The sequence below is a fragment of the Geobacillus uzenensis genome (assembly GCF_002217665.1).
Lineage (GTDB): Bacteria > Bacillota > Bacilli > Bacillales > Anoxybacillaceae > Geobacillus > Geobacillus subterraneus.
In genome coordinates this window covers 146,587-165,300 of the sequence record NZ_NEWL01000009.1, presented here as the reverse complement: position 1 = coordinate 165,300, position 18,714 = coordinate 146,587, and the positions used below count along the sequence as shown (strand labels likewise).

The following is an 18,714-nucleotide window of genomic DNA, read 5'->3' as shown; positions in this document are numbered from 1 at the left end:
GCATGCTTTTTCATCCAAAAGACACGCGGGACGTCATGCAGGCCGCCAGCAAGTCCATGGCCCATTTGGCGTACCATCTCTATTACTTTTTAGAACATGAGTGGAACGATAAAAAAAGAGTGTGGGAGTTATCCAAACGACTAAAGCCTGTTCCGATCCTTCCAGAACTCAAAGCAGTGGGAGAACAGTTGCGGGCGCAGCGTGAACACGCCATGGCTGCATGGGCGCAAACCGGGCATGTCAAAAAGCTCAAAGCACGCCTTGCCGGTCGAATCATCCATGGCCTTGGTGCTGGCCATGTCCGCGAGACCTCATTGACGATCCATCCCGTATACGGACTGCCGTACATTCCCGCCTCGAGCGTAAAAGGACTTGTCCGCCACTGGTGGATCGAAGCATACGGTCAAGGGGAAGAAAAAAGCCTTTCCGAACAGAAGATCGGAAGGGACGTGTTTGGAACGCAAGAAAAGAAAGGCATGGTTCAATTTCACGATATTTTTCTCATCGATGGGCTGCAACTCGTCCGCGATGCCCTTGCTGTGCATATGAAAGAGTATTACGAAGGGAAAAAGGCAGCGACCGATGACCAAAAGCCCGTCCCTGTTTCGTTTTGGACGGTCACGGCCGCTGAGGTGGAGATCTACTTGACAGCAAACCGCTCGGCACAAAGCGATGAAGAGGCGAAGCGTCTGCTGGAGGAAGCCGCGGCATGGACGAAGGCGGCGCTGACAGAATGGGGAATTGGATCGAAAACATCATCGGGCTATGGCCGATTCATCGATGTGGAGGATGTGACGGAAACGGAATTTCTTCCCGTTGTCCGAAAAGAAACGATGCGGCTTGAACAGCGGAAAAAAGAGCAGGCATTGCTGGAACAGCGGAAGCGCGAGGAAGAAGAGCAAGCAAAACTTGCCCTGCTTTCCCCAGAAGAACGGCTTGTCGCTGAAATCGAGCAGCTCACCGACAGCCAAGCCGATCAGCAGCGCAGCAAAGACATCCTATATAGTCAAGTCATCCAACAACAAAACAAACAGGCCGCTCAAGCGCTGCTTGCGTATTGGCAACGGATCGGCCAATGGGAAAAAAGCGCCAGCAAAAAGCAAAAAGAAAAAATCAACGTCATTCAACAGCTGCTTAACGGCTCATAACCAAACCGCCTTTCGTTTGTCGTCGACCTCCAATCACGCAAAAACCCCAGGGGGTCGACGACATTGGTTTTGATCGCCTGATCCCTACAGCCATCAAGGATAGACTTGATTGACAGAATCTTCGAAACGTGTTATTCTGATGATGACGTTGAAGGGAAAAGGTTGATATGACAACACTTTTTGGGGTTTTTATCGTACCTATGAGGGATTGAAACGCCACGTTTCTGCATTGAGCAATTCAATGAGTTTGTCGGTTTTTATCGTACCTATGAGGGATTGAAACCGTACATTTGATACCGAATATGTAGACGTTGACATTGGTTTTTATCGTACCTATGAGGGATTGAAACACCTCATCATGTTCAGTTATATAAACATATCCGTTCGTTTTTATCGTACCTATGAGGGATTGAAACACCTACATGTTTGACGCTCAAATACAAAGATACTACGTTTTTATCGTACCTATGAGGGATTGAAACCTTCACCGAATACAAACGCTTCATCGTCGCGCAATTGTTTTTATCGTACCTATGAGGGATTGAAACCCGTATGGATTGACAGCTATGGCGGCAGTGTATTCGGTTTTTATCGTACCTATGAGGGATTGAAACCTTCACCGAATACAAACGCTTCATCGTCGCGCAATGTTTTTATCGTACCTATGAGGGATTGAAACCCTTTATCCTCCGTCCGAGACGGTCGGGCGGAGTGGTTTTTATCGTACCTATGAGGGATTGAAACAACATCTATATCAACAGTGGCGGCGGATCCGTCTTGTTTTTATCGTACCTATGAGGGATTGAAACATTGCCTCTTTCACTAAAGCAGGTGATAGGGTTTGGCGTTTTTATCGTACCTATGAGGGATTGAAACAAGAACCTTGCTTCGTTCGCCAGCTCCCCAAGCTCCACGTTTTTATCGTACCTATGAGGGATTGAAACGCCTCGTCCGCAAAACAACGCTCACCGCAACACCTCGTTTTTATCGTACCTATGAGGGATTGAAACGCAGCCCAGCTTGCGGCACTCCTAGTTGAGTGCGCAGTTTTTATCGTACCTATGAGGGATTGAAACTTCGGCAGATGATCAAAGAAGGCCTGGAATCCGGGATTAGATTCGGCACAGCGAACCGGGAAATCTGCTTGTGTCTACTATATACATGCAACATAAAGAGTTAACTTCTCATCCTGCACACCCTAAGCGTTGCAGCACTTCCTCCGGACGTTCGTGGATGTAGTGGACAAACCGAGCAATGGCCTGGACGATATCGTTTCGATTTTTGTGAAACACATTGGCGATCACGGTGTCTTTCAGCCATTTCCACAAGCGTTCGATCGGGTTCAGTTGCGGAGAATACGGAGGAAGGTAAATAAAGTGAAAACACTGTCCTTCTTCCCGCAAAAACTCCTTGACCATTTTGGCATGGTGAATGCGGGCGTTATCCAACACCAAAACCATGAGACGGTCTAAATAGCGCTGTTTGAGCATTCTCAAGAAATCCAAGAACGTCGCGGCATTGGCAGCGGTCGTTTGATGAAGCACCGTTTCGCCATCGTGGATGTTGACCGCGCCAAACAGCGATACGTGGGCATGATGGCCGAACGTCGGCACTTGTTTTTGGCGGCCGACTTCCGACCATGTGGACCGCAAGACATGGTAAGAGCGGATATGGGTTTCATCGATGTACAGAAGAACAGCATCTTCTGTCTCCTTGGTGATCAAGTTTTTTTTTTATCAGATCCATTTGTTTTTCAAATTGCTTTTGCTCATCCGGATTTCCTTTCGCCAGTGTGTACGTCGGTCGTGTCCACGACAGCCCTTTGCGGTGCAGGAGTTTTCGCAACGCTTCGCGGGAAATGGAAACACCGAATTGCTTTGCGACATAGGATTGCAGGAGTTTGGTGTTCCACGCCGAAGCGACGTCCCAGCCCAGTTCCGCGGGAGTGGTGGTCAATACAAGCTGTTTGATCTTTTCTTGCTGTTCTTCCGTGAGAAACGGCTCCCGCCCGGGGGCGAAATCCCGATGAAGCAGGAGTTCAAGGCCGCCTTCGTTGAACAGCGACACATAATGGGAAACAGTTTGTCGGCACACGTTGACCATGGAGGCCACCTCTTTGCCCAAATAGCCTTCCATGACCAGGCGAACCGCCATCACCCGTTGGCGAAGAAGGGTGTTTTTGATTTTCCGTTCCTGTTTGCGAAGTGTCCGAGGTGTCCATCCATGATCGTTGGTGATTTTGAGACGTTTCATGCAGAATTCCGCTCCTTTTCCATACTTTTCCTTAGGAGCAGTATAACCGGAGTGGGAACCACTTATACGAAGGTTAACTTTTCAATGAGCATGTATATAGTTGCAATGAATGAACTGGGGGTGAAGAAACCATGATCACGATCTATGACTTGATCGGCTACATTCAAAACATGGACAACATGGACAAATTGGATGAAATCATCAGTCGATGGTACTTTCAAACGTCTGTCTGGACATCACAGGTGAAAGAAGAAGTCAAAAAAGCGGTGGTCGAAATCCTACAACTAGGCGAACCTAAAGTGTACCAGTTTTTTGTGGATATGTACGGTCTTAAAATGTGAAGTTTTTATCGTACCTATAAAGGGATTGAAACGTCATCCCGGTCGTGACAATTGGAGTTCCTTCTGCCGTTTTTATCGTACCTATGACGAATTTCTCACTGTGAGCAGGATGCCGCCTTGGGGACGGCGAATAGAAAAAGAGAGACCATCAAGGTGAGGTGATTGAATGGCGATTGACCATGATCGGCTGTTCAAAGAGCTGATCCGCACGTTTTTCGAAGAGTTTCTGCTCCTCTTTTTCCCCGACATGCACGAGCATATCGATTTCCACCATCTGTCCTTTTTATCCGAAGAGCTGTTTACTGATGTGACGGCTGGCGAAAAGTACCGCGTTGATCTGCTGGTCGAGACGAAGCTGAAAGGCGAAGACGGGCTGATCATCGTGCACGTGGAAACGCAAGGGTATGTCCAGCCGACGTTTGCCGAGCGCATGTTCCTCTATTTCAGCCGCTTGTATGAAACCTACCGGACCCGCATCGTCCCGATCGCCGTCTTCCACTATGATTCTCTCCGCGAGGAACCGTCTGTGTTTTCGATGGAATTTCCGTTTGGGGAAGTGCTGCAGTTTCGCTTTTTTCCGGTGGCGTTGCGGAAGAAGCAGTGGCGGGAGTACATCCGGCACGACAACCCGGTCGCGGCTGCGCTGCTCAGTCAAATGGGGTATACTGAAAGAGAGAAGGTGGAGCTGAAAAAAGAGTTTTTGCGCATGCTGGTGCGGTTGGAGCTCGATGAGGCAAGGCAGCGGCTGCTGCTTGGGTTTTTTGAGACGTACGTGAAGCTGACGGAGGAAGAGGAACAACAGCTGCAAAGCGAGGTGAAGGCGATGGAAACGAAAGAACGAGAGAAAGTGTTGGAGCTGATCATCTCCTACGAGCAAAAAGGGAAGAAAGAGGGGCTGGAAGAAGGGGTAAAACGCGGCCTTGAGCAAGGGATGAAGCAAGGAATGAAGCGGCTCATTGAGACGATGGCGCAAAAAGGGATGACGGCCGCCGAGATTGCCCGGTTGGTTGATCTTTCTGAAGAAGAGGTTCGAAGCTTGCTGAGCGAGTAAGAGGGAAAGGGGGTCGATCTCATCCTGGTGTTTCCTGTTGAATGAGTAAGAGGGAAAGAAGAAGGCGGTTATCCACCGCCTTTTTTTCATGAAGTTTGACTTCAGCCGCTTGTTCCGTGAGAATCGTACCACGTGATTTTTATAGGGGAGGGAAAAAGGTTGTCCATGGCCTTTTTTTCCTTAATCGATGTTTTGCGTGAAACAGATTTTTTCAGGAGTTATGTGGGCCCCTCTTGGAGTTGGGCAAGCGTTACGGAGTTTTGATGCATAACGATTATGTGGGCTATGTGCCAATTTTTTCGTCTGTGGTTTGAACGATGATTTATAATCACTAAATATTATAAATTTTTATACCATATTTCCTGAAATATGGTATAATGGAATTAGTTCTCATGATGCGGAGGGGTGATAGATTGATCGAAGCGATCGCCCAAATTGGGAAGATAGTGCTTGAAAAGCAAGGAGAGGGGTCAGTGGTGGATCAGTTGGTGGAGAACCCCGGCTATCCTGCTTGTGTGCTTGTTGCAGTGCGTGCGGACGAAGAAGGGAATGTTGTCTGGGAAGGTTGCGAGATTGAGGGATGTGGAAGCGATTACAAAAAATATTTGTTTCGTTCCGGTTCGTCTCGCGGAGCCAACTATTCGCCGACGGCGAAAATTACAACGATTGAAAATACATATGAACAAAAAGTCATTGGCTGGTTTCGAACGGTTACCCGCAAAATGGATCATCCCGTTCTTCGGGCGATTGAGCAATTGCTTGTGCAAAAAAAGGAAGCGATCTTGCAGGAGTTGAGGGAAAAACTCTCTCTCTCAACCGATCGTTCCCTTATTTCTCTAAAAATTAACGGCTCCTATTTATATGACTGTGAGCCGTTTCGCGATGCTTTCTTGCATCTAGTTCACGAGAAAGATATGGAGTTGTCGGCTCGGGATCAAGTATGCGCTATTTGTGGGGAGCGCAAAGATACGGTCATCGGAAAATTATCCGTGTTTCGGTTTTATACGTTGGACAAGCCCGGATTTATTACAGGAGGGTTTGACGAGGCCAAAGCGTGGCGAAATTACCCCGTCTGTTTATCTTGCAAAGCTCATATTGAAGAAGGAAGAAAGTTTGTGGAGTCCCATTTGCACTATCGCTTTTACGGTTTTTCTTATTTCGTCATTCCGACATTGCTCATTCCGGCTGGCAAGGATGTATTGGATGAATTGCTTCAATATTTGACAGACGGAAAGAAAGACATTCGCGTTCATCAAGAGCAGGCAGATTCCTTTATGACGACGGAGGAAGACTTGCTTGGGCTCATGCAAGACTATGATAATTCCCTGTCGCTTCAGCTGTTGTTCTTGCAGAAGATTCAAAGTGCCGAGCGGATTTTGTTATTGATTGAAGATGTGTTGCCGTCGCGAATTAGTGAATTGTTTCAAGCGAAGAAAGCGACGGAGTCTCTTCTGTATAGAGAAGGGGACCATCCTTTTCACTTTGGCTTTCTTCGCACCTTTTTTCGGCCGGGTGTCTATGATAAGTACTTTTTGCAAGTGGTGGAGTATGTATTCCAAAAGAAGCCCCTTTCGATCTCGTTTTTCGCTCCCTTTTTTATGGAGCAGCTTCGGGCTGATTTTTATGATTATGAGGCTGGCGATTGGTCGTTTGTCAACAAAACACGTCAAGCGCTTGCGGTTGTGCTTTTTTTAGAGCAGGCGGGCGTGCTGGTCAGGAAAGGAGAGAAGGCGGTGCAAGGGAAATTTGCGCAGTTGTTTGATGCGTACGGGGGACAGCTGGAGTCTCCGGAAAAACAAGCTGTTTTCCTGTTGGGGGCATTGACGCAAATGTTGCTTGACATCCAGCAACAAAAACGGGGAAGCAAGCCATTTGTGAAGCAATTAATGGGGTTGAAGATGGACCAGAAGGCGATCAAAGGGCTGCTTCCGAAGGTCATCGGAAAACTCGAAGAATACGAGTCTTACTATGCGAGCCATCGACAGTTGGCGGAAGAAATTTCCCATTTATTCCTATCCTCTTCCCCAAGATGGAAATTATCTGTCGATGAATTGAATTTTTATTTCGCCTGCGGGATGAACTTATCGTGGAAGGTCAAAGAAATCGTAGCGAACAAGGAGGAGAAATAATATGGTCAAGCACCGTTCCGAGCTGCTCTTTTTGTATGATGTGCAATGGGCAAACCCGAATGGCGATCCGGTTGACGGGAACAAGCCGCGCATCGATGAGGAAACGGGGAAGAATATTGTCACCGATGTTCGGCTGAAACGGACGATTCGGGATTATTTATATGACTATCGTCAACAAGAAATTTTTGTCCGCGAAATTGCGCAAGACGATGAGTATATTCAAGATGCGAAGGCCCGGGCGGAAGACTTTTTAGTGAAAGACGGCGAGAAACTAGATAAATCGAAACTGACCTTACGCGAAATGAAAAAAATCATCAACGATGAAGTGCTGCGTCAATGCATTGATGTGCGGTTGTTTGGCGTGACATTGCCGATCGAAAAAAATCAAAAGGAAAAAAGCTCAATTACCCATACAGGGCCGGTCCAATTTAAAATGGGGCAATCGCTGCATCGGGTGAAGATGGAGTATATCAAAGGAACCGGAGCGTTTGCCTCAGGTGGGCAAATGACACAAAAGACGTTCCGTGAGGAATATGTGTTGCCTTATTCCCTCATTGCTTTTTACGGGATGATCAATGAGGCGGCGGCGCGCTTCACGGGATTAACGGAAGAAGATGTGGAGTTGCTGATGGAAGCGATGTGGGAAGGTACGAAAAACTTAATTTCGCGTTCGAAAGTTGGACATGTTCCGCGGTTGCTTCTTCGCGTCGTCTATCAAGAGCCGTACTTCCATATCGGAGAGTTGGATAAGTATATTTCTCTTCACACCGAAAAAGCGGAAGAGGAAATTCGGGATGTCAGCGATTATGTGCTCGATGTGTCGCGATTGGCTGAAGTATTGGTTCAACAGAAAGAACACATCGCCAACATCGAGCTGCGTCAGGACGGAAGGCTTGCGTGCAGTGAGAATCTGGCTGAGCGCTTGCGCAAAGAAGGAATCACTGTCGATATTCGGTAACAGGGAATGAGTGCGATGAATGTGCTTGTATTTGATGTTCGAGCCGATTTTGGCCATTTTCGCCAAATGTATTCGACTTCCTCGCCGCTGACGCACTCGTTTATTCCCCCAACGGCTCTTTTTGGTTTGCTTGGCGCCATCGTTGGAGTGGGAAAAGAGGATAATGACTATTTGCGGGTGTTTAACCATGAGACGACGAATGTGGCTGTACGCCTGATGGAACCTGTACGAAAAACGAGAGTCGGCATCAACTATGTCAACACAAAAGGAAATATATGGGTCCCGAAGCAACGGCGGGAAGGAGCACGAACGCAAATTCGCGTGGAGTTTTTGCGTTTTCCTCGTTTCCGTTGCTACGTATATATGAACGATCATGAGCGATTTTCGCAGCTTGTTGATTTCGTTCGGCAGCACAAAAGCGTCTATACGCCGTGTCTAGGATTGAGTGAATGTTTAGCAGATGTACGGTTTGTCGCTGTAGACGATTTTCATCGGGTTGAAGCGATGGACAAAGAGCCTGTGCCTATTTGTTCGGTCATCCCAGGAAGAGACATACAAGCGCTGAAAGTAGAGCCGGGAAAAGAGTATCGCAAGGAACGAGTGGCTTGGGAGATGGATCCGGCACGGGTAGTTTCTCGGTATGAAGAAGTGATTTTCGAGGCGGGGGCGCGTCCGCTCCTCGCTTCGGTCCCTTATTATTGGGAGAATGCGCAAGGAGAACGGATTGTCTTTTTCTATTCGAATGGAAAGGGAGAGTAGGATGTATTCTCATCCCCATTATTTTTTGTCGGATCATTTGCGAGGGGTGGAACAGCTTTCCTCCCTCTTTTTGTCTGAAAAGTCCGTCCGTCTCGCTGAGTCCGGACAGTTGGGGGAAGTGAATCGGTGGATTGCGCTTTTTCATGATATCGGCAAAAGTCATGCCTTCTTCCAGCAATACATCCAATCACCGGATTCCTTTCAAGGTCCGCCTGCATTAAAAAGCCATGCGCTTTTGTCGGCTGTCCTCGTAGCGGTTTTTTTACAAGAAAAGGGGATGGATGAGTTTTGGCGATTGTTGGCGTTTCTTGTCGTGAAGCGGCATCATGGGAATTTAGACGATTGGCTGGAAGAACTGAAGCGGATGGGGGACGAGGCCAAGACGTTGTTGAAACGTCAAGCTGAAGCAACAGACTTTTCCGCACTATCCAAACAGATGGCCTGTTTGGGTGTTGGACAAGAAGCGATTTGGACGAAAGAAGTGTGGTTAGCGTGGATTGAACGATTTTTTGCCGAAGCTCGCTCGTTGCGCCGCTGGATCATGAAATGGAATCGAAGCAATGATTCGCTTGTGCCATATTTGCAACTGTTGTTTCTCTTCTCTCTGCTCATTGATGCAGATAAGTCAGAAGTTGGAATTTTGCAAAAGCAGTCATGGTCGTTTTCCGGGCGCAAGGACATTCCGGCTGATTTGATTCTGCGCTATAAGCAGCAACAATCGTGGCCGAAAACGAAGTTGAATGAATGGAGAGAGCGGGCGTTTCAAGAAGTGGATCAGGCGCCGATCGATTTGCGTCATCATGTGTATTCGTTGAACTTGCCAACCGGAATGGGAAAAACGTTAGCCGGTCTCCACTTTGCCTTGCGTCTTCGCCACGAAATCGAACGCCGTCAACAGGTGACGCCCCGAATCATTTACAGTCTTCCTTTTCTCAGCATCATTGACCAGACGGCAAGTGTTCTAAAAGACGTTTTTGCTGCGAGCGGAATGCAGGAGGATCACCAGCTTTGGCTTGCGCATCATCATCTGGCTGATATGCGTTATGTGACAAGGCAAGATGAGGAGCGTTACGACGCTGATTATGAGGCAGCGAAACTGTTGGTGGAAGGTTGGCATTCGGAATTGATTGTGACTACCTTTGTGCAGCTGTTCGAAACGATTTTTTCTCACCGCAATGCTTCACTGCGCAAATTTCATCGGTTGGCCAATTCCATTATTCTCATCGATGAGGTGCAGGCCGTTCCTCATCGTTATTGGTTGGCTGTTCGCCGCTTGTTTGCTGCGATGGCGGAAGAACTCGGCTGTTATTTTATCTTCAGCTCGGCAACGGATCCAAAATGGTTTCCAGAAGCGGTTTCCCTTGTCAATGAATCGGCCTATTTTCAACTGCTTTCCCGGGTGACCTTGCATCCAGACATCGACGAACCGCTAGAGATCGAGGAGTTTGCTCGGCAAATCGAGTGGGATGGGGAAAAAACGTACTTATTCATTTTGAATACGATTGAGAGTGCTAAAGCTTTATACCGTGCCTTTCTAGACGAAGGCATAGATGAGGGGGACATGACGTTTCTGTCTACTCATATTCCGCCAAAAGAACGCCTGCGGCGGATCATGGCAGCGAAAAACGGGGAGTATCGGATTGTCGTTAGCACGCAGTTGATCGAGGCGGGGGTTGATATTGATTTTGATGTGGTCTACCGAGACTTTGCCCCCTTGGATTCCATCCAGCAGGCAGCTGGAAGGTGCAACCGCCACGGACAGCGAGGAGGGAAGGTGCACATTGTTCGCTTAACAGACAACAAAAAGCGATTATACGCGAGCTATATTTATGATGCGATCCGCTTAGACATTACACAGGCTTTGTTAAAAGGAAAAGCGAAAATAGAGGAAAGCGAATTTTTACAGTTGATTACAGCCTATTTCGAAACGCTGGCTGCACGAATGAGCAATAACGAGTCCGAACGGCTGTTAAAAGGGATGATGACGCTGTACTTTGATGGGGAAGAAACCGTTGACCGCCTTCCTGTGTCGCATTTTCACCTGATTGAAGGAGAAGGGGAAAAACTCAATGTCTTTATTGAGCTGGATGAGGAAGCGAGCGAAGTGTTTCGTGAATATGAGACCATTTTGCGAATCAGCGATCGGTGGGAGCGGAGGAAGAGATTTTCTGATATTAAAACCCGCTTTTTTCAATATGTCATTGCGATTCCAGCGCGGGTAGATCACCAACCGCCGATTGTCCATGGGATCGGGTATGTGGGACACGATTCGCTGTCAGACTTTTACGATGAGGCGCTCGGGTACCGGACGAAAAGTGAAGGGCTCATTTGGTAGGTGAGATCGATGGAATATGAAATGCCTGTGACGGGAACGGACATTTGGTACTATTACATTTGTCCGCGCGAAGTTTGGCTGATGAAGCATCAGATTGCTCCAGACCAAGAAGATGAAGCGATAGAAATTGGGAGATTTCTTTCTGAAACAACTTACCAGAGAGACAAGAAAGAAATATCGATAGGTTCCATTGTCATTGATCGCATCCGTCAAGAAGACGGCCAGTTGATTATAGGAGAAGTGAAGAAGTCATTGAGCTATTTAAAAAGCGCTCGAATGCAGCTGTTATACTATTTAGATACGTTGAGACAGGCGGGGATCTACGCGGAAGGGGAACTGTTGTTTCCAAAGGAGCGGAAAAAAGAATGTGTCGAATGGACCGAGGAAGGGCGGCATGAGTTAGAACGTGCCATTGCCGACATCCGTCGCATCGTGCGAATGCCTGTCCCACCGCCGCCGAAAAAGATATCATTTTGCGGCAAATGCGCCTACCGTGAATATTGTTGGGCGGAGGAATAGAAATGAAAAAGACGCTTTATATTTTCCAAAATGGTGAACTTCGTCGCAAAGACAATAGCCTGTATTTCGAAACAGAAGGACGTAAACGTTATATACCGGTAGAAAATACGAATGATATCACGAGTGTTGATTATCCAAAATTATACATACGCCTTCCATAAATTTGGGCATACTCAAACAAAGCAGCGGCCATCCCGGATTTCCAATCGAGAGGAAGCTGCCCAGAGAAAAAACGGCGAACAAACGAAATGAAGGAAAGAGAGACGTTCGTCCGTTTTTTGGTTTGATCATACAGCCATCGCAGCAACACATACGCAATGAACGCCCCAAACAGCTGATTGTATACCGCATTTTCCGTCGTGCCAAACAAGGTTGGGACATTCAGATATTGCTTTACCCAGCGGAAAAAGACTTCAACGGTCCAACGTTGTTGGTACATGTCGGCAATGGTTTCCGCAGACGCATGGAAGAGATTCGTCACGACCCGAATGTCGCGGCCATTTGCATCTCGAAAGATCACTACCCGGTGACGCTTGGTCGATCGGCATTGTTTCGTCCCCAACTGGCACGTGAAGTCGGCTTGAACCGATGAAGATGTGCTGGAAAGGCGTTTCAAGCTTTTTTTCTGATGAAGTTCGATGTTGTCCTTCATTCGAATGACAAAGAGCTGATGCTGCTCCACAAATCGATCGAGGCGTTCGATTTTGAAATACGCCCGGTCTTCCACCAGCACTTGTTGAGCGTTCGTCAACTGTTCTCCCACCGGGCCATCGTGACGCAGTCCGGTCGTTTCCACCACGTCTGCCGGCAGCGAGGATTCCGGCGAATACGCGACGTGCAGCTTCACTCCGGCGCGTTCGCCGTGATACGGCGCCCATGGGAGGCGGTTTTTCCCGACCGTGACGGTCGTCGAATGGCTCTTCACCACAAGTTGTACTTGATCATTTAAGGTAGGTGTGCATAGAGGGTACAAAAAATGCGAATTTTCCTGTATGGTAAAGGTGACCAAACCAAACCATGGAGGGAAATTCGCATGTACTCTCAGTTTATCAAAGAACTCATCGATTTACCAGATGTTTTGATTCAAAAGGTGCGAAAAGAAGGGGAACGTTGGATTTTCGAACTTTCTCTACCCGAACAATGCCCGTTATGTCCTGTCTGCTTGAAGCGCACGATCAAAATGACAGACAAAAAGAAGCAATGGATGCATGGCTATGCTCAGCGAATCGGAATTTTTTGGATCGAACTTCCTGTCGAGCGCAGACGTTGTAGCACGTGTGGCGTGACGTTCAGCACGTCGTATCCAGCCATCTCTCCTCGAAGTGTGGCGACGGATGCTTTTCAGCGATGGGTCGCGCAATCTTGCATCGGAACATCCATTCAGGCGGTGGCTCGTATGCTCAAGCTTCCTTACACGACCGTTGAACGATGGTTTTATACCCATGCCCCTTCCTTCCTATCGAATGACGTCCAACCAAAGGCGGTTTGTGTCGATGAGTTTGCTTTTCGAAAAGGGCACGACTATGGAGTGGCGATCATGGATGCCGAAACGGGAGAAGTGTATGCCATGGAAGCAGGAAAGAACGAGGAAGCCATTGGGCGTGCATTGGCTCATGTGTCTCGTTCCGTTCAGTATGTCGTGAGTGACTTGGCTCCAGCGATGAAAAAAGCGATTCAACGGGTTTGCCCAGAGGCGACACATGTCGTCGACTATTTCCATGTCATTCAGCTGTTTACCGATGCTTTAGAACGTTGTCGCAAATATTTGGGCAAAGGAGGCAAGAAACACGGAAATGTTCGTTACGTTTGCCGTTTATTGAGCCAATGCCCAGAGAAATTGACGGAGGAAGAACGTCAAATCATACGAGAATGGTGTAATGAAAGCGATTACTTAAAGTCTGTTTACCAATCGCTCCAACATGTTCGCTATGTGTTCAAAAGCAAAGATGAGCAACAGGCGAAACGACGCTTGAAGGCTTGGATTCATCGGTATTTGTTTTGTCCTTGTTCCGTTGTTCGTGCCATCGCAAAATCACTCGTCAAACGAACAGACGAAATGATATCGTGCATTTTATCCCATTATTCGAATGGGAAGATGGAGGGAACGAATAACAAGATCAAGCTGATGAAACGTCGGGGATACGGATACCGAAATATCCAGCGTTTTGCACTGCGGGTTCGGCTGGAAACAGCTAACATACTTTCATGACAGGTGCAAGTACATCTTTTGGTGATGAACCTCTATGACGCCGCAAAGCAAGATATTCCCATTGATGTGATCAAAAAACAGCTCCATGTCGCCTAAGGGGTCCCCTGTTTGTCTCTTAGGGAATGGAAATTACTGTAATGAAAAATACTCATCTACAGTAATTAAAATAAATAACTCTAAGATGAAGAAAGGGGAAGCAATGATGGAAGCAGTAAAACAATATGATCACATTCGCGTGGAAAAAAATAAGGAGAAAAAGACGGCCACTATTATTTTCGACCGTCCAGAAAAAATGAACTATATCAGTATGCTTGCACGATCTCAATTTTCGGAAATTTTCGATGAGTTGAACAAAGACGATGACGTTCGTGTCATCATCATTAAAGGAGAAGGCACTAAGGCATTCAGTGCGGGTGGAAATATTCCAGAATTTATGGAAGTACACCAAGAAGAACTGTCACATCTTGCTGTAAATGTTGCGGCGCCGGAACGCTCTCCAAAGCCGGTAATCGCCCAACTGCAAGGTTATACATTTGGTGTTGGCCTTGAAATTGCGATGGCTTGTGATCTCTGTATCGCCGCCGATGATACACTCCTGGCGCTGCCAGAGATGAATCTCGGCATGATTCCAGGAAGCGGGGGAACACAGAGGGTAGCAAAAATAGCCGGATTAACCCGCGCGAAAGACATGATTATGAGAGCAAGAAGAATACCAGCCGATGAAGCATATCAATGGGGACTTATCACAAAAGTGGTTCCGAAAGCAGAACTTGAAAATGAAGTCAATGCGCTTGCAGATGAACTTATGAAGTTTTCCCCACTTGCGCTAAAAGTATGTAAACAAGTACTGAATGCCGCCTATGAAACACCTCTTAGCGCAGGTCTTGAAATTGAAGGAAAAGCATATGGTTTGCTCCGTACAACAGAGGACTTCAAAGAAGGTGTAGCAGCATTCGTGGAAAAAAGAAAACCAAACTTCACAGGAAAATAAAATAATCCACGAGTGTTGATTATCCAAAATTAGACATACGCCTTCCATAAATTTGGGCATACTCAAACAAAGCAGCGGCCATCCCGGATTTCCAATCGAGAGGAAGCTGCCCAGAGAAAAAACGGCGAACGAACGAAATGAAGGAAAGAGAGACGTTCGTACGAATCACGATACCCAACCGCTTCGGCAATCAGTTGAATCTCTTCATCCGAAACAAGTTTTTGCATCAAATTCGGGAGTGTGGTATGCTTGTTCATAGAGAGCACCTCCTGGGTTTGTTTGTGTCGTTACTCACATTCTACAGGAAAGGTGCTCTTTTTTCTATACCCTTTGGATTTTATTGGATAATCAACACGCCTGGAATGATATTTATATTTTCGGGGAAGTGGACGTGTCGAAACGGTTTTTGGAGTTTGCGGCGCAAAAAGAGATCATCGTTCATTACTTTAATCATTATGGCTATTACGTCGGCTCCTTTTATCCGCGAGAACATTTAAATTCCGGACATGTCATAGTAAAGCAAGCGGAGCATTACATTGATCCGGCCAAACGATTAGAGCTTGCCCGCCTGTTTGTTCAAGGCTCCATCCGCCAAATGGAGCGGGTGCTCAAGTATTACCGTTCCCGCCTTTCTGAACCGGAGGAATTGGAAAAAGCGCTGCAATCGATCGAACGGGAAGAAGGGAGGTTGAATCAGGCGGAAACGGTGGAGCAGTTAATGGCGGCAGAAGGTCATATTCGTGAAGCGTATTATGCTTCGTTCGATACCATCATCCGTCATCCAGATTTTGTGTTTGAAAAGCGGACCAAACGGCCGCCGCATAATCGTTTGAACGCACTGATTAGCTTTGGGAACTCGATTGTGTACACGATGTGTTTGAGTGAAATTTATAAGACGTATTTAGATCCGCGCATTGGCTTTTTGCATAGCACGAACTTTCGCCGCTTTTCATTGAATTTGGATATTGCGGAAATTTTTAAACCGATCATTGTCGATCGCTTGATTTTCACCTTAGTGAATCGACATATGTTGTCGCATAAGCATTTTGAGAAATTAACCGACGGCATTTTGTTAAATGAAGAAGGAAGAAAGTTATTTGTCAGTGAATTGGAGAAGAAAATGCAGACGACGGTTCAACATCGTCATCTGGGGAAGTCTGTATCGTATCGTCGTCTCATTCGCCTTGAGTTATATAAAGTTCAAAAGCATCTTCTCGGTGAAAAAACGTACGAGCCTTATGCAGCTCGTTGGTAGGTGGAAGCACTATGTTTGTGATTCTCGTGTACGATTTTAACGAAAAGCGCGTGGCCAAAGCGTTGAAAATTGCTCGCAAATATCTTCATTGGGTGCAAAACTCGGTGTTTGAAGGGGAGATCACAACGGCGAATTACGAAAAGTTAAAGATGGAACTGCGCCAAATGATGGATCCTGATGAGGACTCGGTCATTTTTTACACGTTTCGTACCCAAAAGTACTCGAAAAGAGAAGAAATGGGGTTGAAAAAGGGAGGGGATGAGTTCATCTTATAATGAAGAAGGAACGGCATTTATCTTAATTAGGCGAGAAGACTCCCACTTCAACGAAGCGAAGCGGAGTAAGTGGGAGATGAATCGCCTTAACTATATTTTGCTGAAAATAGGATAGATTCAGTAAAATATAGTATCATATAGTTAGATGGGAGGTGAAAACATGTATTTTTGTATCAAACAACAGCTAAATGGTTTGACCAAAGAAGAATACTTGACTCTTCGAGAACTGTGCCATATTGCCAAGAACATGTACAACGTCGGATTGTACAATGTCAGACAATACTATTTTGAACACAAGGAATTTCTTAATTATGAGAAAAACTATCATCTTGCAAAAACTAACGAAAACTATAAGCTGTTAAACAGCAACATGGCACAGCAAATTTTAAAAAAGGTCAATGAAGCCTTTAAATCTTTCTTTGGTTTGATCAGTCTTGCCAAACAAGGAAAGAGACGTATATGATTCTTCCTGTTTCAAGAATTCAATGCCGTAAAATTCACAAAGATATTCTAGTTTTTCTTTTATGTTACCGAGAGGAATATTGACAAAGTTTTGATTTGTCTTTTTTCCTAGATTCATATTGCGTTTTATATTCTTTTGGATTGTCGGCATTATATTCAGGAATCTCATCGCCGTCAAAAAAGCTGGCTTGAGACGTATATGATTCTTCCTGTTTCAAGAATTCAATGCCGTAAAATTCACAAAGATATTCTAGTTTTTCTTTTATGTTACCGAGAGGAATATTGACAAAGTTTTGATTTGTCTTTTTTCCTAGAAGGCCGGTGAAAAAAGTACACCCTGAGGCAGGGATTTAGGGGGCTTATGTCGAAAAAGGAAGAAAAATCGTTGGAATGGAGCGTGAGCGGATCATGAAAGCCCCCAAAAACCCTTCGACAAGGCCGGTGAAAAAAGTACACCCTGAGGCAGGGATTTAGGGGGCTTATGTCGAAAAAGGAAGAAAAATCGTTGGAATGGAGCGTGAGCGGATCATGAAAGCCCCCAAAAACCCTTCGACTCAGCCTCGTCTGTTTCAAGTCATCGACATGGAAGAACTCGTTCCTCCACATCATATCTTGCGCCAAATCAACGAAGCGGTTGACTTTTCCGTCATTCACGATTGGGTGGCTCCCCTGTACACGGAAAAAACGGGTCGCCCGGCGGCGGATCCGGAACGGCTGCTTCGCCTAATGCTGCTCTCGTATTTGTTCGACCACTCTGAGCGGGAGTTGTATGAGATCCTCCCCATGCATGCCGGATACTTGTGGTTTTGCGGTCTCGACTTTGAATCCGTGCTCCATCCGGATCCTCATCACCCCACACTGCCGGATCGAACGACGCTCGTCAAAACACGGAAACGCTGGCGCCAACATGGAATCTTTGACCGGCTGATGACCTATGTGGTGGATCAATGCATCGCGGCGGGGTTGGTCTCGCCGGATGTCCATGCGGCGGCTGACGGCACCCAAGTGCGGGCGAATGCCTCGATCCACAGCTTGCGGGAGGTCAAGCTCGCTCCGGTGGAGACGTTGGAAGACTATCTGGCCCGCACTGCCCGGGAAGATGAACAGACCGAGGCCCGGGATCCGGATGACGACCCACCCTCTCCGTCTCCAAAATCAGGGGAACGCGTCCATGCCGAAGAACGGGGAAACTTCCGTGGAGCCACGTTTTCCAACCGGACCCATCGAAGCGTGACGGATCCGGATGCCCGGTTGTACAAGAAAGGCAAAGGGCAGGAAGCGTATCCTCGGTATCTGGTGCACGACGTCATCGATGTCCAGTCGCGCGTGATTTTATCCAGACGGGCCAGCCTCGCCACTGGAACGGCGGAACGGGAGACGAGTTTGGAGCAGCTGGCTTCGATTCAGTTTCGCCACCCGTCGATTACGATTCGGACCTTGTCTGCGGACAAAGCGTATGGCACCACCGAGTATCTGGAAGCGCTCTTCGTTCAAGGCATCACACCGCTCGTGCCGTTGCGCCGCAAGGAGATGGAGGAGATTCCAACCTGGAAGCGCCGGGCGAAGGATCCCGCTCAGGAAGCAAAGCGCCAGGCGAAAGTCCGAGACGTTCAGATTCGCAATCAAGCGAGGCTCATTCAACAACAGGGCGGCTATCGATCCATTCAAGCCCTTCGCACGCGTTGTGAGCATGTGTTCGCCGAAGGGAAGGAATGTCACGGGCTGGACCGGGCCCGAAGCCGGGGCCTTTACGCCATGGAAGAACAGGCACTGTTGACCGCCGTCGTGCAAAATCTGAAGCGATTGTGCCGGTTTCGAAAAAAACGAGGGGGGACCGGCTCTTTGGCGTGCGCAAAACCGGAATTGGGAGCAGGAAGTCCTGCTCGTCTTCCCATCCTTTGGCGCCAAACGGCGGGGAGAATGGCCTCCAAAATTCGACATGTGGGAAGTCTATGCCCCATTAATTCACCGGCCTTCTATGAGTGTCTTATGCTCTAGCGGCGAAGTGGACACGCCTCAAAGAATAAGG

General features: G+C 47.3%; 14 protein-coding genes, 6 pseudogenes and 1 CRISPR repeat array. Of the genes and pseudogenes, 15 read left to right on the top strand and 5 right to left on the bottom strand.

Annotated features, from left to right (window positions below):
• The first annotated feature begins 2 nt into the window (after positions 1–2).
• Positions 3–1,148 carry a type III-B CRISPR module RAMP protein Cmr6 gene (gene cmr6, locus B9L21_RS14230; RefSeq protein ID WP_063166860.1) on the top strand — a complete coding sequence of 382 codons (1,146 nt, stop codon included), beginning with the start codon at positions 3–5 and terminating at the stop codon, positions 1,146–1,148.
• Between the two features lie 185 nt (positions 1,149–1,333).
• Positions 1,334–2,224: a CRISPR direct-repeat array (repeat unit 30 nt; unit sequence GTTTTTATCGTACCTATGAGGGATTGAAAC).
• 108 nt (positions 2,225–2,332) lie between these two features.
• Here the strand turns inward: cmr6 and B9L21_RS18150 are convergent.
• Complete coding sequence (locus B9L21_RS18150) at positions 2,333–2,872, bottom strand: IS630 family transposase (RefSeq protein ID WP_063166859.1); 540 nt, start codon at positions 2,870–2,872, stop codon at positions 2,333–2,335.
• A complete protein-coding gene (locus B9L21_RS18145; RefSeq protein ID WP_063166858.1) occupies positions 2,826–3,401 on the bottom strand; it encodes an IS630 family transposase in 576 nt (191 codons plus the stop codon). The genes B9L21_RS18150 and B9L21_RS18145 overlap by 47 nt, the downstream gene beginning before the upstream one ends.
• 131 nt (positions 3,402–3,532) lie before the next feature.
• Here B9L21_RS18145 and B9L21_RS14220 point away from each other — a divergent pair, with 131 nt between their 5' ends.
• The 8 genes and pseudogenes from B9L21_RS14220 to B9L21_RS17975 all read left to right on the top strand — a co-directional run.
• Positions 3,533–3,742, top strand: coding sequence for a hypothetical protein (locus B9L21_RS14220; protein ID WP_042382650.1), 210 nt, complete (start codon positions 3,533–3,535; stop codon positions 3,740–3,742).
• Between the two features lie 166 nt (positions 3,743–3,908).
• Positions 3,909–4,793, top strand: a complete 885-nt coding sequence (locus B9L21_RS14215; RefSeq protein ID WP_021321902.1) for an Rpn family recombination-promoting nuclease/putative transposase — start codon at positions 3,909–3,911, stop codon at positions 4,791–4,793.
• A 413-nt stretch (positions 4,794–5,206) separates the two neighbouring features.
• The gene (locus B9L21_RS14210) at positions 5,207–6,922 is read left to right on the top strand and encodes a TIGR02556 family CRISPR-associated protein (protein ID WP_063166857.1); all 1,716 of its coding nucleotides are present in this window, start codon (positions 5,207–5,209) and stop codon (positions 6,920–6,922) included.
• Between the two features lies 1 nt (position 6,923).
• Positions 6,924–7,880, top strand: coding sequence for a type I-B CRISPR-associated protein Cas7/Csh2 (gene cas7b, locus B9L21_RS14205; protein ID WP_063166856.1), 957 nt, complete (start codon positions 6,924–6,926; stop codon positions 7,878–7,880).
• 15 nt (positions 7,881–7,895) lie between these two features.
• On the top strand, positions 7,896–8,639 hold the full coding sequence (gene cas5b / locus B9L21_RS14200; RefSeq protein ID WP_063166855.1) for a type I-B CRISPR-associated protein Cas5b: 744 nt from the start codon (positions 7,896–7,898) through the stop codon (positions 8,637–8,639).
• A 1-nt stretch (position 8,640) separates the two neighbouring features.
• Entirely contained in the window at positions 8,641–10,974 is a 2,334-nt protein-coding gene (locus tag B9L21_RS14195) for a CRISPR-associated helicase/endonuclease Cas3 (protein WP_063166854.1), read from the top strand.
• A 9-nt stretch (positions 10,975–10,983) separates the two neighbouring features.
• Positions 10,984–11,493: a CRISPR-associated protein Cas4 gene (cas4, locus tag B9L21_RS14190; RefSeq protein WP_063166853.1), complete on the top strand. Its 510-nt coding sequence runs from the start codon at positions 10,984–10,986 to the stop codon at positions 11,491–11,493.
• 2 nt (positions 11,494–11,495) lie between these two features.
• Positions 11,496–11,612 (top strand): annotated as a pseudogene (locus B9L21_RS17975) (subtype I-B CRISPR-associated endonuclease Cas1); the annotation flags it as partial.
• A gap of 11 nt (positions 11,613–11,623) precedes the next feature.
• On the opposite strand, the pseudogene B9L21_RS14185 reads toward B9L21_RS17975, so the two are convergent.
• Positions 11,624–12,406: pseudogene (locus B9L21_RS14185) on the bottom strand (IS4 family transposase); the annotation flags it as partial.
• A 120-nt stretch (positions 12,407–12,526) separates the two neighbouring features.
• On the opposite strand from B9L21_RS14185, the gene B9L21_RS14180 reads away from it, so the two are divergent.
• The gene (locus B9L21_RS14180; RefSeq protein WP_063164805.1) at positions 12,527–13,702 is read left to right on the top strand and encodes an ISL3 family transposase; all 1,176 of its coding nucleotides are present in this window, start codon (positions 12,527–12,529) and stop codon (positions 13,700–13,702) included.
• Positions 13,703–13,904: 202 nt separating this feature from the next.
• Positions 13,905–14,693 carry an enoyl-CoA hydratase/isomerase family protein gene (locus B9L21_RS14175; RefSeq protein ID WP_063164908.1) on the top strand — a complete coding sequence of 263 codons (789 nt, stop codon included), beginning with the start codon at positions 13,905–13,907 and terminating at the stop codon, positions 14,691–14,693.
• A 19-nt stretch (positions 14,694–14,712) separates the two neighbouring features.
• On the opposite strand, the pseudogene B9L21_RS17420 reads toward B9L21_RS14175, so the two are convergent.
• Positions 14,713–14,856: pseudogene (locus B9L21_RS17420) on the bottom strand (IS4 family transposase); the annotation flags it as partial.
• A gap of 198 nt (positions 14,857–15,054) precedes the next feature.
• Here B9L21_RS17420 and cas1b point away from each other — a divergent pair.
• The 3 genes and pseudogenes from cas1b to B9L21_RS14160 form a co-directional block, all read left to right on the top strand.
• Positions 15,055–15,948, top strand: a pseudogene (gene cas1b / locus B9L21_RS14170) (type I-B CRISPR-associated endonuclease Cas1b); the annotation flags it as partial.
• Between the two features lie 11 nt (positions 15,949–15,959).
• Complete coding sequence (gene cas2, locus B9L21_RS14165) at positions 15,960–16,223, top strand: CRISPR-associated endonuclease Cas2 (protein ID WP_063166851.1); 264 nt, start codon at positions 15,960–15,962, stop codon at positions 16,221–16,223.
• 160 nt (positions 16,224–16,383) lie between these two features.
• Positions 16,384–16,674: pseudogene (locus tag B9L21_RS14160) on the top strand (RNA-guided endonuclease TnpB family protein); the annotation flags it as partial.
• A gap of 136 nt (positions 16,675–16,810) precedes the next feature.
• On the opposite strand, the pseudogene B9L21_RS14150 reads toward B9L21_RS14160, so the two are convergent.
• A pseudogene (locus tag B9L21_RS14150) lies at positions 16,811–16,999 on the bottom strand (RNA-guided endonuclease TnpB family protein); the annotation flags it as partial.
• 196 nt (positions 17,000–17,195) lie between these two features.
• Here B9L21_RS14150 and B9L21_RS14145 point away from each other — a divergent pair.
• Positions 17,196–18,683, top strand: coding sequence for an IS5-like element ISGka1 family transposase (locus tag B9L21_RS14145; RefSeq protein ID WP_089135008.1), 1,488 nt, complete (start codon positions 17,196–17,198; stop codon positions 18,681–18,683).
• Positions 18,684–18,714: the final 31 nt, after the last annotated feature.